11 protein-coding genes and 1 pseudogene are annotated in these 15,017 nt (G+C 57.3%); 5 read left to right on the forward strand and 7 right to left on the reverse strand.

The genetic code is table 11. The features are described from left to right. Nucleotides 1-84: 84 nt before the first annotated feature. Nucleotides 85-594, reverse strand: a complete 510-nt coding sequence (locus L0U83_RS38810; RefSeq protein ID WP_233889882.1) for a Dps family protein — start codon at nucleotides 592-594, stop codon at nucleotides 85-87. Nucleotides 595-659: 65 nt separating this feature from the next. Next, nucleotides 660-1,742, reverse strand: coding sequence for a ferrochelatase (gene hemH / locus L0U83_RS38815; RefSeq protein ID WP_233889883.1), 1,083 nt, complete (start codon nucleotides 1,740-1,742; stop codon nucleotides 660-662). Nucleotides 1,743-1,926: 184 nt separating this feature from the next. On the opposite strand from hemH, the gene L0U83_RS40765 reads away from it, so the two are divergent. Next, the gene (locus L0U83_RS40765) at nucleotides 1,927-2,229 is read left to right on the forward strand and encodes an H-NS histone family protein (protein ID WP_308445123.1); all 303 of its coding nucleotides are present in this window, start codon (nucleotides 1,927-1,929) and stop codon (nucleotides 2,227-2,229) included. Nucleotides 2,230-3,005: 776 nt separating this feature from the next. On the opposite strand, the gene L0U83_RS38825 is transcribed toward L0U83_RS40765, so the two are convergent. Continuing rightward, a complete protein-coding gene (locus L0U83_RS38825; protein WP_233889884.1) occupies nucleotides 3,006-4,469 on the reverse strand; it encodes a catalase in 1,464 nt (487 codons plus the stop codon). A gap of 258 nt (nucleotides 4,470-4,727) precedes the next feature. Here L0U83_RS38825 and L0U83_RS38830 point away from each other — a divergent pair, with 258 nt between their 5' ends. After that, nucleotides 4,728-4,976, forward strand: coding sequence for a hypothetical protein (locus L0U83_RS38830; RefSeq protein WP_233889885.1), 249 nt, complete (start codon nucleotides 4,728-4,730; stop codon nucleotides 4,974-4,976). Between the two features lie 359 nt (nucleotides 4,977-5,335). Here the strand turns inward: L0U83_RS38830 and L0U83_RS38835 are convergent, their stop codons facing one another. Next, on the reverse strand, nucleotides 5,336-6,637 hold the full coding sequence (locus tag L0U83_RS38835; protein WP_233889886.1) for an Nramp family divalent metal transporter: 1,302 nt from the start codon (nucleotides 6,635-6,637) through the stop codon (nucleotides 5,336-5,338). A gap of 970 nt (nucleotides 6,638-7,607) precedes the next feature. Between L0U83_RS38835 and L0U83_RS38840 the strand changes: the two genes are divergently transcribed. Both L0U83_RS38840 and L0U83_RS38845 read left to right on the forward strand, forming a co-directional pair. Further along, entirely contained in the window at nucleotides 7,608-9,608 is a 2,001-nt protein-coding gene (locus tag L0U83_RS38840; RefSeq protein ID WP_233889887.1) for an alkaline phosphatase family protein, read from the forward strand. A gap of 423 nt (nucleotides 9,609-10,031) precedes the next feature. Further along, nucleotides 10,032-10,130 (forward strand): annotated as a pseudogene (locus L0U83_RS38845) (PDDEXK nuclease domain-containing protein); the annotation flags it as partial. 263 nt (nucleotides 10,131-10,393) lie between these two features. On the opposite strand, the gene L0U83_RS38850 reads toward L0U83_RS38845, so the two are convergent. Continuing rightward, nucleotides 10,394-11,323, reverse strand: coding sequence for a LysR family transcriptional regulator (locus L0U83_RS38850; RefSeq protein WP_233889888.1), 930 nt, complete (start codon nucleotides 11,321-11,323; stop codon nucleotides 10,394-10,396). A 177-nt stretch (nucleotides 11,324-11,500) separates the two neighbouring features. On the opposite strand from L0U83_RS38850, the gene L0U83_RS38855 reads away from it, so the two are divergent. After that, entirely contained in the window at nucleotides 11,501-12,103 is a 603-nt protein-coding gene (locus L0U83_RS38855) for an NADPH-dependent F420 reductase (protein ID WP_233890017.1), read from the forward strand. A 313-nt stretch (nucleotides 12,104-12,416) separates the two neighbouring features. Here L0U83_RS38855 and L0U83_RS38860 read toward each other — a convergent pair whose 3' ends face one another. Beyond that, nucleotides 12,417-13,424 carry a zinc-binding alcohol dehydrogenase family protein gene (locus L0U83_RS38860; RefSeq protein ID WP_233889889.1) on the reverse strand — a complete coding sequence of 336 codons (1,008 nt, stop codon included), beginning with the start codon at nucleotides 13,422-13,424 and terminating at the stop codon, nucleotides 12,417-12,419. Between the two features lie 302 nt (nucleotides 13,425-13,726). Continuing rightward, complete coding sequence (locus L0U83_RS38865) at nucleotides 13,727-14,878, reverse strand: porin (RefSeq protein ID WP_308445124.1); 1,152 nt, start codon at nucleotides 14,876-14,878, stop codon at nucleotides 13,727-13,729. Nucleotides 14,879-15,017: the final 139 nt, after the last annotated feature.

A 15,017-nucleotide genomic window follows, 5' to 3' on the forward strand; every position in this document is an offset into this window, starting at 1 on the left:
TGAGCGGTCATCGGGTTGACGATCGTTTGTCAACGCACCGACACGACTCAAATGCCTGCGCCGCCGTGTCAGCGCTTGCGCGCCTCAGCGTGCTGTTTCGAGCAGGAACCATATACGTTGCTCGGCCTGATCGATCCAATCCTCGATCATACTCGTGGTCGCTACATCTGCGTTTGCGCTGCAGACCTCGTGCAAAGCACGAAGATAAGCGACAAGCTTAACGTTGTCTTCCCGCAGTTCAGCCAGCATGTCCTTTGCTTCGACGCAGTCTTGCCGGTTCTCCGCGAGACGGCATAGCGCCAATATCTCCTCAATCGAGCGAATGGTGATTCCCTCGAGCTTACGCGCGCGCTCGGCAATCAGGTCTGAAGTCGCAAGCAGCGCACTCGCCTGATCATCCAGCAGAAGGTGATAGTCGCGAAAATGTGGCCCGCTGACGTGCCAGTGGAAATTCTTGGTCTTTATGTAGAGTACAAAAACATCCGCTAACAGCTTGTTGAGGCCGGGGACAATGACGATTGAGGCCTGTTCGCCGAGTCCAGACGGCGTTTTGATGGGAGCCGGAGACACCAGATTTTCAATAATGCTGCTCATTTGAACCTCACGATCTGAAGGTAGAGAAAAAGCGATTGTGCGATGCGTGTGCTATCACGTTTAAATCAGTCAGCGCACACTCCATCAGAATAGGCCTGTGTATTTACCGGCAGCCACCCACGGAGGTTCTCCATCGCCATCATCCCGACTGCAGAAATGAAGGACTCTGAATCGTTCAGACATTCGATGCGATGAAAAACCTTGCCTCCTGCATTGAGGAATAGATCGCGTCCTTCCATGCCAATCTCCTCGATTGTCTCGACGCAGTCAGCTGTAAATCCCGGGCAGAACACGTCAACTCTGTGTACGTTCATGTCGCCGAGTTGATCGAGGACGTCTGCCGTGTGTGGACTTATCCACGCTTGCCGGCCAAATTCCGACTGGAAGGTAATCCGATAGTCCAAGGGAGTGAGGCCCAGAATGGTTGCGAGACGCTTTCCCGTTGCCTGACATTGAGCGTAGTAGGGGTCGCCTTTTTCGACTACGGAAACAGGAAGTCCATGGAAGCTCAATATCAATTGATCTCCGCCTTCGAAATTGGGACGGCCGGCACGTTCCCAGTGAAGCTTTATCTTGCGTGCCATCGCTTCGATATACCCAGGCTCAAGGTGAAATTCCTTCACCAACCGGACCTCAGGCGGATTTTTCATTGCTGCGAGCGTGACAGCAACCTTGTCTAGTGCCGTTGCGGTTGTCGCGGCCGCGTACTGCGGATACATAGGCAGAACCAGGATCCGCGACACGCCCATCGCAACGAATTTGTGGATTCCGTCCTCGATGCTGGGGCTCCCGTATCGCATGGCAAACCCAACCGCAACGTCGAGGTCTCGCAGCAAAAGCCACTCCGTCAAGGCGGCTACCTGGCGCTCGGTAAAGACTCTCAGCGGAGAACCCTCCGGCAGCCAGACCGATTCGTATTTCCGGGCAGAAGCTCGGCTGCGCAACGGCACAACCGCACCGCGAAGGACGGGTTGCCAGATCCATTGTGGTATCTCGACTACTCTTGGATCCGATAGAAACTCCCTGAGATACCGGCCGACATGCCTGGGTGTCGGCGAATCGGGCGTCCCGAGATTGATCAGCAGGATGCCTGTCTTGCCTTCTGCATCACGCTGATCGATGTGTAACGAAGTAGCATCGACTAACATTTCACCGACCCTCGCACTGATCGATACAATGCGCTCGATATAGAGCGCTGCCTATACGCTATTCGCGCGGTCAATTATTAGCGGTTACGAACAATGAAATCCGCTCCTTCACAGAATCATGCTGATGCGAACGCCGCGACAAGTCAAAATGCTATTTTTTAATAGCACAATAGTTGGAGGCTATTTGGCGGAATTTGTGGCGCGATTGGCACGAATTCCGGTGTTCGAGACGGTCATCGGCCTCAACCCTGATCTAAACTGGAATCACCTGGCGCGGCAGGTGAAGCATAAGCGCCGAGGGATCGCGGAATTCGTAGCGGGGTGCAAGATGAAAAAATCAGGCGATACATCGAAGGCGGCGGCGGTGAAGCACCCACCGAAATATCGCGATCCTGAAACCGGTCGAACCTGGAGCGGCAGGGGCAGGATGCCGCGGTGGATTCAGGACATGGATCGGACCGGCTTCCTTATCGTGAAGAAGGAGTAAGTTTCGCGCGTTAGCCAGGTGCGAGAATTTGATGGCGCAGATGTCACGCTGAATATTCGGCTTCACTCGATGAGCGGGCTTTTGTCGCGATGGTCATCAACTTCCCGCAGCAGTTCTTCCCCGCTGTCTTCGCAAAGAAGGGAATGCCTGGGGCATTATCGCTCGTTGAGGGCGCGCACGTCCGCCACGATTCAGACCGTTGAACAAAGGGCGGACTCGCCGCTACAGCCCCCGGACAGTGCTCGCAAACGTCTGCAGTAGCAGAGTTGCGTTGAGCACGACGATAATGACAGTCCCACGAATTGCCGCCCACGAATTGCCGCCCACGCAATCCACCAGCGATTCACAAACGTCGCCATTACGTCTTGCATACTCAATTGTCCGGCCATCGTCCCAACCGCTGAACTGCAGGTGCCTGAGGCAAGCAAGAAAGCGAGAAAATGCCGGCCGCGGCGGAGCCAAGCAAAGGCGCAAGGTACGGTATGCAGTTTCGATTTCGGACGACGTGGGATGAGCCGAGTGAAACGCGCCAGACGCCATGACAACCAGCCTGATGGAAGGTACCGGCTCGACGAACTGAAGAAGCAAGTTGCCAGTGACCACCGCACTCGAGATTGTTCGCAAGACCGGGCATACAGGCCGCAAGGGGAAATGCGGACACATGTCGCACAGCGAAACACGTCGTGCTGGAAGCGGCCGTTCGATAGCACCCGGCTAAACGGGAGCGGAGTTGTATCCACCGCCCCCCATGCCAACGCGTATGCAACGGCAACCGTCTAGCGGCCGCCTGCGGCGAGACGGGTCAGCGCGGCAGCAACGCCAGCCCCGTACTCGGGGTCGGCCTTATTGCAGTTGTCGATATGGCGCTGCTTGACTTCGTCCCTCGCATCGCCCATTGCCCGTGCCGTGTTCTCGAAGAGTACCTGGCGCTGGGCCGCGCTCATTTTCCGGAACAGAATTCCCGGCTGCCAATAATGGTCGTCGTCGAGACGATGATCCCAGTGCGCTGCTGCGCCATCGATCTCCAGCGGCGGTTCGTTGAGTTGCGGCTGATCCGCCCACACCCCTTTGCTGTTCGGCCAGTACGAAGGCGTGCCGCCGAGATTGCCGTCGGTGCGCATGGCGCCGTCGCGGTGATAGCTACGGAACGGACACTTCGGCGCATTTACGGGAATATGGTTGAAGTTCACACCGAGGCGATAGCGCTGTGCGTCGGGATAGGAAAAAAGACGCGCCTGCAACATCTTATCCGGCGAAAAGCCGATACCCGGGACCACATTCGCGGGCGAAAACGCGGCCTGTTCGGTTTCCGCGAAGAAGTTATCTGGATTCCGGTTCAATTCGAAGTATCCCACCTCGATCAGCGGGAAATCGGCCTTTGGCCAGACCTTTGTCAAGTCGAAAGGATTGAACGTAAAGGACTTCGCTTGCGCATCTGTCATGACCTGAATAAACAGGGTCCAGCGGGGGAAATCCCCGCGCTCGATGCTCTCGTAAAGGTCGCGTTGATGGGTTTCGCGATCCTTGCCGATCAGGGCTACGGACTCGGCATCGGTCAGATTCTCGATCCCCTGTTGAGTGCGGAAGTGGAACTTGACCCACGTGCGCTCGTTATCCGCGTTCAGGAAGCTATAGGTGTGACTGCCGAAACCGTGCATGTGCCGGAACGAACTGGGAATGCCACGTTCGCTCATGACAATCGTCACCTGATGCAAGGCCTCGGGCAGCAACGACCAGAAGTCCCAGTTGCTGTCGGCGCTGCGCATGCCAGTTCGCGGGTCGCGCTTGATGGCATGATTCAGATCGGGGAAACGAAGCGGATCGCGGAAGAAAAACACCGGCGTGTTGTTCCCAACCACGTCCCAGTTGCCCTCATCGGTATAGAACTTCAGCGCAAAGCCACGAATGTCTCGCTCGGCGTCAGCAGCACCGCGCTCGCCTGCCACGGTCGAGAATCGGGCGAACATCGGCGTATCTTTCCCGATCTCGGAGAAGATCTTCGCTTTTGTGTAACGCGTAATGTCATGCGTAACGGTAAATGTTCCATGTGCCCCGGCACCCTTCGCGTGCATACGACGCTCCGGAATCACCTCGCGATCGAAGTGAGCGAGCTTCTCGATCAACCAAACGTCCTGCAAGAGCGCAGGGCCACGCGGACCTGCAGTCTGAATGTTGACATTGTCACTGACCGGGGCACCCGCAGCGTAAGTGAACTGCTGAGTCGTCGACTTTTCATCCATGATAGTTCTCCTGAACGAGTAAAGGGAGAGCGTCGACCTCGTGAGTGCCGCCCAATATCGCCCGCAAGAACTGGCCATCTGCAGAATCGAAGAATACAGAAGTCGTTGGCGTTGCGGTCGATCGCTCCAGAAACGATTCTCCGCATCTCGCCCCGCGGCCACAACAGGCGTCACCCGGCAATTCCTGCCAACTTTGCGTGCCTGGAGGACACCGCGCTATTTTTTGGTTGACCCTATTGCCTCGATTCGTATATTTAATTGAACACGCGGACGGCGGGGATCGACGTTGGACTAGCGTTCACCGAGCAAGACTACGGCCGCGCGATGCCGCTGAATGTCGCGAAGTATCTCATCGTGTGCCTGCGGTGGGCTGATGGTCAATCGCAGTTCAGCCCATCGCTGGATTTGCAAGCGGCGCTGGATTCAACGGTGCTGCAACAGTGCATCCTTGACGGACAGGCGGTAGACACTCGAAACCCGTCGCGCGCACAAACCACTGTCTACTGACAAGTCGGGGTTATTTGCAGATTGGACGGTAACTCGGCGGGCGTAATCGCGCATAAGTCGAACACGCTGAACGAATGGTGCGAGCAGCCGAAATGCCGTTCGGGTTCGTGACGCCGCCAGCAACAAGCGCTGTTCGACAACACCGCGCACGAATTGAGCGGCATTTGGGTGAATTTGACGTCCGCCTCAAAGACAGGAGTGGCGAGGTGAGTGTCAGTGGGAGCAGTACCACGCGCGCCGCGCACACGCGTCATGTGAACGTGCGTGGCGCGCGTTGATTTTGCCGCGACTGTGAGGCCTCGAAAGCCGGAACCGACCAAACGTTATCAGCAACGCAGCATGCAAGACACAACTTGCCGTCACAGGCCGGGTATTGTTACCCCGAAAGTTTGCAGCAGCAGGACTGCATTGAGTACGAGGATCACAACGATTCCAACCATTGCGGCGCAAGCAACCCATCTACGATTGGCGAACTCGCCCATGACTTCGCGGCGTGATGTCAAAACGACCAGGGCAATCATTGGCACAGGCAGCGCGAAACTCAGTATGACCTGGCTGTAGACCAAAGCATCGGTCGCATTCAGGCCGAGCGCGACGACGATGAATGACGGCACCATCGTAGCCAATCGGCGAATCCAGACCGGGATGCGAAAGCCCATGAAACCTTGCATGACCATCTGGCCTGCCATCGTCCCAACCACCGAACTCGAAATACCTGAGGCCAGCAGCGCGACGAGAAAGATGGCGGCTGCAGCGACACCGAGCAGCGCCGTCAGGCTGTGGTACGCCGTCTCGATTTCCGCGACTTCGGGGTGTCCGGCATGGAACGCGCCCGCGGCCATAATCACCATGGCGATATTAACAAGCCCTGCCACGGTAAGTGCAATCAGGACTTCGACATTCGAGAACCGGATGAGCTTGCCGCGTTCCGTGGCATTGTTTGCCCGCGCCCGGTATTGCGTCAATCCTGAATGGAGATAAATCGCATGTGGCATCACCGTCGCGCCCAAAATTCCAACTGCAAGCGAGAGCGCTCCGGAGCCCTGCAATCGAGGGACGAATGTTCCCGTCAACGCGGCGGGCCACGCGACATGAACGATCACCAGTTCGACAAGGTATGACAACGCGACGACCGCAATGAGCCCGCCGATCATCAACTCGAGAGTGCGGAAACCTTGACGCTCTCCCGTGAGCATTGCGTAAGTCACCATGCCAGTGACGATCATACCAAGGAGTAGCGGTATGTGAAAAAGCACGGATAGACCAATTGCTCCGCCGAGGAACTCAGCAAGGTCGGTCGCCATCGCAGCTATTTCACTGATGCCCCACATTCCGTAGACAACCGGTGCCGGAAAGTGCTCGCGACTCAGTTCCGCAAGATTTCGGTTCGTAACGATACCCAGCTTTGCCGATAACGCCTGAAACAACATTGCAATAAGGTTCGCCGCGAGTACGACCCACAGCAATGAGTAACCATACTTTGCTCCCGCCTGGATATTGGTTGCAAAGTTTCCCGGATCCATATATGCGATCGATGCAACGACAGCCGGCCCAGCGAACAGCAGTTTTGAACTCCAGCGATGATCCCGTCCTGCAAGGACCTCCGCGATAGCTTGTGACGTGCGCGCCGTGATCCCTATTTGTCCTTCAGCTGTGCTCATCACAATCCTCAAGTTCAATCCACGCAGTCATTCGAGACTTGCGGCCTGCCGCGTGGGAGTGGCCATAAGGTAAGGGTCCATCTTGACGGCAGCGTCTCGAAAAGAACAATTGAACGTTCTGATGATCGCGATTGGATTTTGTTGGGGCGCACCGAATGAACCTTTTTGTTATACGAATACCTCCCGTATTCGATGCGTGGCACACAGGCCCGGGAGACCGCTGGGAAGAGAAATGGGCGGAGGTGCCGTCACGGCACATCCGCCCATTCCGACCCCGAGCAATGTCGAAAGACGGCTGGCGGTATACCGAGAATGTCGTGGCCATGTAGCAGGACAGCCTGCACCAATCGCACAGAAACCTATTTCCTATAGGCGACATCCCTGGTGCGATAGCTCGTTCCTCCACAGCCGTGGTTTCCGCTTCGCATTGCGGGCTTCACTACTCGAGAGGTTTCGCCTGCGGCCTCCAAACACGTTCCACAATTGCTGCGGACCTGCCCGTTTGCGTTGTATCGGGACACAGCGGCCCCACTGATCTCTTGGTTCTCGCCTCACAGAGTACGTGTCGTGTCCGCTTCATGTTCGCCGAGGATCAATTCATCGCCGCATCTTATTTTGTATTCCTTATTACCTTTGCATTATCCCGAAGCTGTCGAGCGGTAGAACCACGCGCAAGATCCTTGATCGCCGACGCCGCGCAGGTGTCTTACTCCGCCAAATCGCCACATACACAGCTGCCTCGTCAGGACATCCGCCATCGGGCAACCAAAGTCGTGCACTGTTCGAAAGTTCCGTGAAGGTAATTCGTAGGCGAGGTCACGTGACCTGCATAAAACCGACTCACTGCCGCCTCCTCAACGTCATGTAGAAGGTCTAGCTTCCCAGCCTGTAACACGCCGTAATGATTTGAAGTGACGCAACACCGCCCGACAGTCATGCAAAGAAGTGCAATGCTTCAATGGAGATACACATGCGCCAGACATCAAGATCCAGACAGCAACGGCCTTCCGTTGCCGCCATGCTTGCTGCAGTATCGCTCGCGGCTGCGGCACTCTACTGCTCCGCCGCTGATAGTCAGCCCCCATCCACAGCGGATGCATCTTCGGCCACGGTAACGCCAATCAAGCATGTCATCATCATCGTGGGCGAGAACCGGACGTTCGATCACGTGTTCGGTGCTTATCAGCCACGCCCTGGCCAGACCATATCGAACCTCCTGTCCAGAGGTATCATCAGGGCCGACGGTGGACCTGGCCCCAACTTCAACCTCGCCGAGCAATACAAGGCCAAGGCCACGAATCCCTCACGGTTCGACGCCAGCCCGTCGTCGAAACAACCTTACTTGAAACTGCCGGCGCCGAACACAGGCTCGGCGCCGACTGCGGCGAGCGACACGAATCCACCGCCGTTTGCCACGCTTGCGGCTGCGCAGGCGGCAGAAGGATATGCGCTCGAATCGAGTGATGTCGTTCATTTGACTACGGGCGCAACGGGCCTCCCCAACGACGTGCCTGACGCGCGCTTCGGATCGAACCTGGACAACTTGCGCAGCGGCCCCTACCAGATCTCTCGCGTGGGGCCGAACTACGACCAGTACATGAACAGTCCGGTGCACCGCTTCTACCAGAACTGGCAGCAAGCCGACTGCAATATCGCCAACGCTACGCCCGGAAATCCGAGCGGTTGCAAGATGGATCTGTTTGCGTGGGTCGAAGTCTCGATAGGCGCCGGGTCTAACGGCAAGTCGCCGCCGGCTAATTTTACCGATCAGTCGACCAACGAAGGCTCGACCGCGCTAGGGTTTTATAATGTGAATAGCGGTGACATGCCCTACTTCACGGACCTCGCTCGCCATTACACGATCAGCGACAACTATCACCAACCCGTGATGGGCGGCACGGGTGCGAACAGCATCATGATCGGGACGGCCGATGCGCTCTATTACACGGACGGTAAAGGCAATCCAGCGACGCCGCCACAGAACGAGATTGAAGACCCCCGGCCGCAGCCCGGCACCAACAACTGGTATGCGCAGGACGGCTACTCGGGCGGAACGTATAGCAATTGCTCCGATCTCAGGCAACCTGGCGTAGGCTCGATTCGACACTACCTCGACAGCCTCCCGTATCACCCCAATGCCAATTGCGCACCCAGCACATACTACCTTCTGAATAACTACAACCCGGGCTACAACGGTGACGGTACCGTCAACACGAGTACCTTCACCATTCCACCTTCGCCGGTGCGTACGATCGCTGACACCCTGCTGGAGCGCAATATTTCATGGAAATACTATGGCGAAGGCTGGAAAACATTCGTGACCAGTCCTTCAACGAGTGTCTACTGCAACATTTGCAATCCGTTTCTATACGAAACGGCAATCATGACCGATCCGACGCTGGTGGCCGCGCATCTTCAGGATACGACGAACCTCTATTCCGACATCACGAATGGCACGCTACCGGCGGTATCCATCGTGAAACCCGGTGGATTACTCGATGGACATCCGTCTTCTTCGAAGTTCGGTCTCTACGAAGGGTTTGTGCACAAGATCGTCGATTCAGTTCAGGCGAACCCCGCGTTGTGGGCATCCACCGCGATATTTATCACGACAGACGAGGGCGGCGGTTACTACGACTCCGGCTACATTCAACCTGTGGACTTCTTCGGGGACGGGCCACGCATTCCGCTCATCGTCGTGTCGCCATACTCGCGCGGCGGCCGTGTCGTTCACGACTATTCGGACCACGTTTCGCTTGTCAAATTCATCGAACACAACTGGTCGCTGGGACCGATTACGTCGCGTAGTCGTGACAACCTTCCGAATCCCGTCCAGCTTCCCACCAGCCCATACGTTCCCACGAATGCACCAGCAATCGGTGATCTTTTCAGCGCATTCCAGTTCCAGCCCGTCAAGCAGTCCGAATCGGACAGTGGAAACGAGGGAGCGGCTGGCATGTTTCCATTCTGATTACATTGGATCGTAACGATAGTAGTACGGCGTATTCACATTGGTAATTGTGATGACGTTGAATGGCGGGGACCGCGCCCCCGCCATTCAACGTGCTGATTCTCCAGGTAACTCGCAAATCTGCGGGCTAGTCGAAGTACTGCCGGTTGGCGCCGACTTGATCGCTGAAGGCGAAGCGCGCTTTCAGCGCAGCGCTAGTGTCGACATCTAGAGATATTGATTGCGCTCGCTAGCGGCGTGTAGCGCACGGGCCGTGCATGATCAACCGTGACTGGCCGACTGTGGCAGTAGGCCGCACCGGTATAAACTCCCCCGATACGGACAGTCGCGCGATCGGCGACGAGCGAACTAGGGCTACTTAGGATAGTGGGGCATTGCCTGACTAAGGCAAACCCGTCGTTGTGCACTGGATTTCCAGATATGCGTGCACTCACGCTGCACATCACGCGTTTTCTGCTCGAACTGGGGGCCGGGTTTGCATTCGTTGGGCGTCAGTACCGGCTAGAGGTCGGCGGCGACGAGTGCTCGTCGACTGCACGCAACAGCAAAAGCAGCTCGCCACACACAGCAACGAACATCTAATTGTGAATACGCCGCGCACGAAGGTGGCTCACTGCGTATGCAGATTCGCGATTTCGCGCATTGATCGCAGGCGTCGGACCAAATACGTCGTGTAACATCCTCGACCCGAGACGAACGGAAAATTGATGCATTTTTGGCTCGGCTCGCCCCTGTTTGAACGCACGCAATTCACCGACTGTCCGGTTACTGGGTGCGGATTCAACTCATTCGATGCCTGCGGCGAACCTTTCGGCCAACCGCTCCCGTTCGAACGCTTCGACAACGAAGTCGACAAATACTCGCGTTTTCGCCGGCAGGAGCGCTCGCGTAGCGTAGTAGATCGAAATTGATCCGGCGTTCGCGTACCAGCGCGGTAGCAATCGTATGAGTTCCCCGCGTTCGATTGACGACAGCACGTCTGACACGGACAGCAGCGCAACGCCTAGTCCGAGAATCGCCGCTTCACGCATCGCCGCCGGGTCGTTGACCATGATGGTCTCGCGAAGTTGCGCTGGCTTTTCGCTCCCTGCTGTGTCACGCATCGTCCGGTGACGCACGCGTCCTGTGCGGCTCGAACGCATCACGATGCCATCGAGTTGCGCAAGATCTCCGGGATCGGCCGGTGGTACGCGACCTGCAATGTAGGCCGGGGACGCAACCGCCACGAGATGTGCAGGCGCCAACGCGCGAGACACGACACCGGGTGCGAGATCGAATCCGCCGCCCAGCGCCGCGTCGTATCCCTCTGCGATCAAGTCGACCTGCCGGTTTTCGAAGTGCCAATCCAGACGAACCATCGGATAGCGTGCGAGGAACGCCGGCAATAGCGGCATGACGTACGTGATGCCGAACGTTGGCGCGAGGCTGACCTTCAGCACGCCAGCCGGCTCACTACGATCGGTCGAGACGGACGCAATCGCTGCCTGCAAGGCGTCCAGATTGCCACCAATTTCCATGAGAAAGCGCTCCCCGGCCTCGGTCAGCGTGAGCTTGCGGGTCGAGCGCTGGAACAGCCGCACGCCGAGATTGCGTTCTAGCAGGGCAACGTTGCGACTGACCGCGGCAGGCGTCAACGCAAGACGCCGCGCCGCCGCCGAGAAGCTACCCGTTTCAGCGCTGCGCGCGAACGATTCGAGGTTGGCGAGGGTTTCCATGTCGGATATTAAAGCATCACTTGAAAATAATTCAAGCAATTACCGGCTAAACATCGAGCAATAAATGCACCAATATTCGCTCAACGAGCTTTGGGAAGAGAACGTCTCTTTCATTCCCCCTCGGCCGCACAGACGTCGGTTTTGTCACTTTCCTCACCTTTCATCAGGAGCATCGTTATGAGCACCATCGGTATCATCGGAGCAGGCGCCATTGGGTCCGCGTTCGCCAAAGCGCTCGCGCGCAAGGGCCTCGAAGCCATCATCGCGAATAGCCGAGGCCCAGATTCGCTTAAGGACCTCGCCCGCGACCTCGGCTCCTCAATCACCCCGGGAACGCGTGAACAAGCAGCCGCGCAGGATATTGTCCTCGTCGCGGTGAACTGGTCGAAGCTGCCGACGGCCCTTTCCGGATTACCGGACTTCGGCGGACGCATCGTGATTGATGCAAACAACCCGATCGAGGCGCCGCTGTTCAAACCAGCCGAATTGCATGGTCGGACGTCGAGTGAAGTGTTCGCCGACCTCGTCCCGGGTGCGCGCGTCGTGAAGGCGTTCAATCATCTGCCGGCACACCTCCTCTCCGATGATCCGCAAGCCGAAGGCGGACGCCGCGCGTTGTTCTTCGCGGGAGACGATGCGCAAGCGAAATCGGCTGTAAGCGGACTGATCGAGCAAATCGGCTTCTTTGGCATCGATCTGGGTTTGCTCGAAGGCGGTGGGAGGCTGGTTCAAATCCCGGGTGGCTCGCTGCCGGTGCTGAATCTCGTCAAATTTGGATAGGTCGGCGACCCGAATGGCGCCAGTCACGGCGCCGCACGCGATGTTTGAGGCACTCATACAGTTCGAGAACTTCGACGAACATTTCCGCAACTCACTTGCCCATGCAGGTCACCGAAACGTGAAGTGGAAAGGAGAGAAAATGCCCTTCGACGTCATCGATTCAGTCACAAGCTCGGACTCTTCCATCAAAAGATTTCCGATCGAGGATGTGGTTTCCATTTCAAGTCTGCTGCCATTTGTGGGTTCACAATGGTAGAAGGACAGGCGGCGCGCACCACCCCAATGGGTAATCGGTGGACTATGGCGGCCTTCGTTAACGAAAGCCTTCCAGTACTATTTTTCCTATCGCCCTGCCCGTTTCGACCCAATCGTGAGCCCCGCGAAGATTATTCACGGTCAGAGGGCCGCCCGCATGCGTGAACGTCGTCCGGAGAACGCCCGCATCGACCAGCGCCGACACTTCTTTTAGCAAAAGATGCTGGGCGTCCATGTCCGCGGTCTTAAACAGCGAACGGGTAAACATCATCTCCCACGAAACCGTAATGCTCTTTTGCTTGAACGGCGCAATGCTGTCGTCGAAATTATCGATAAGCGTAATGTGTCCCTGGGGATTCAGCGCACGCGCGAGGTTGGGTGCGCTACCGCGCGTGGAAGTAATCGCACCGATATAGTCCACGCCGTCGAAGCCAATTACGTTTAGCGCCTCGTCGATAGGCTTGCTGTGGTCAGCAACATGCCTGGCACCGAGCTTGCGCACCCACTCGGCGCTTTCTGGCCGAGATGCCGTTGCGATTACGGAAAGATTCGTGAGCCGGTTTGCCAGTTGAATCAGCATCGAACCGACCCCACCTGCCCCGTTCAGGACGAGCAGTGTTCCGGAAGGGCTTTGCGGATTGCGCGACACCTTCATCCGGTCAAACAGCATTTCCCACGCGGTTATCGAAGTGAGAGGCAAAGCGGCCGCCTCGACAAACGAGAGCGTGGCCGGCTTGGGGCCGACAATCCGCTCGTCGACCAGGTGAAACTCCGAGTTCGTTCCCGGTCGGTCCATCGCGCCCGCATAGAAGACTTCATCACCAGGCTTAAAGAGTGTGACCTCACTTCCAACTGCTTCGACAATACCCGCTGCGTCGTATCCAAGTACTCTGGGATGTGGCTTATCCGACGGATCTTCCCAACGGCGACGCTTCACATCAACGGGATTTACCGATACCGCCCTTACGGCAACGCGCAGATCACGCGCGCCCGGTTCGGGCATGGGAAGGTCGAGATCTTTCAAAACCTCCACGCCCCCTCTTTCAACATAACCGATCGCCTTCATTACGTTCTCCAATGTTCACCGAGCCGATGCCTCGGAGCCTGGCGAGGCAGGGGTGCTACTGCGCCTTTGCGAGAATAGTGAATGAAGGTCGGTCGCTGCGCATAGCGTTCTCCCGCGAGATGTTACGTCGGCCGTAGTCGTGCGTGCAGCTCACGAAACGCAAAGCAACATTGTCACTGGTAGAACGATCGCACCGAGTTGGCGGCTTGACAGGTCCAGCGGTTAGAGTCGACGCATAAGACGATAGCCCTGGATCGCTTTGGTCAGCGATTGGGGCCGCACTCAATGGCGCCACCATGCAATCAGAACAGGTGACGCATGCCGACCATTGCGCCAGTCTGACTTACGCCTGGCAATGGCGTCGACGCAGGCGGGACCACGCCGCCATCAATCGAGTATGTTGCGTTACGTTCGTTAAAGACATGGCCCGCGGTGACGTATACCGAAGTGCGCTTGGACAGAAAGTACATCGCGCGAGCGGCAATGACCGAGCCTCCCGAGGCGTCGCTGCTCACCGTGATACGGCCAAACTGTGCGTCGAGGCCAATGTCCGGGCGCAACATATAATTTGCGCCAATCCACCAGTAGTTACTGGTTGCATCGAAAACGGTTGCCGTCTGCGCGCCGTGATTGATTCGATGGAGGAAGCCCGCGCCGATGGTCGAATTGCCCAGCTTCACGAAGCCATCGACAACGGCACGCGTGTCGGTTTGCGAGCTGCGCGGCAAAGGCGAACCCGCGCCGCCTCCACCGTAGTTGCGATCGACGGCCGCCGCGACGCCCCACATTCCCGCATCGTACTTCACCATCGCAGACATCGACTTGCAGGCCCGCCAGTCGGTGGGAGACTGGCCCGCGCAACCTCCGGCTGGCGCGCTATCCACCGCATCACGCCCGTACGAATATGTCGCGCCGACGGTCAACCCGGACGACGTGAAGCTGTAGGTGATCGCATTGTCGACGCGCGGTTGGGTGAGGTAGGGATCAAGATCCGCAGCGGCGTAGATGTTGGGCGCCAGCGTGTCGCCCGTCAATACAGCCCAGAAGATTTGCGAATACTGCCGGCCAAGTGTCAACGTGCCCCACCGCCCTGAGAGCCCGACATAGGCCTGTCTGCCAAACAGGCGTCCCCCTTGATTAAGCGAGCCCTGCGAAGGGGCGAAGCCCGACTCCAGCACAAAGACGGCGCTGAGGCCCGCGCCCAGATCTTCTTTGCCACGAACGCCCCAGAGCGAGGGTAGCGAAGCCGTCAAAGTTGGCGTGTGCACGGAGTTGGCCCTTTTAGGTCCGACGTTCGTTACGTATTCAATGCCCGTGTCGATGACGCCATACAAGGTCACGGCGCTCTGTGCATGCGCTGCGCCAGACGCACACGCCACCAGCGACGCAAGCCCGCACCAGGCGATCCGACGCCATGCGAGGCCGCCCATGGGCCGATCTGCGATGAAATCCATTATCTGCCTCCATAACCTTTTAATATTTATTCGACACGTGGACTACAATTCGCAATACGAATTAACTAATGAAAATATGAATCTCCGTGATTCGTCATTATTTTGCTTTGCAATACTAATTAATAAGTAGAAAATTGCG

Source organism: Paraburkholderia flagellata (genome assembly GCF_021390645.1).
In the GTDB taxonomy this organism is placed as follows: domain Bacteria; phylum Pseudomonadota; class Gammaproteobacteria; order Burkholderiales; family Burkholderiaceae; genus Paraburkholderia; species Paraburkholderia flagellata.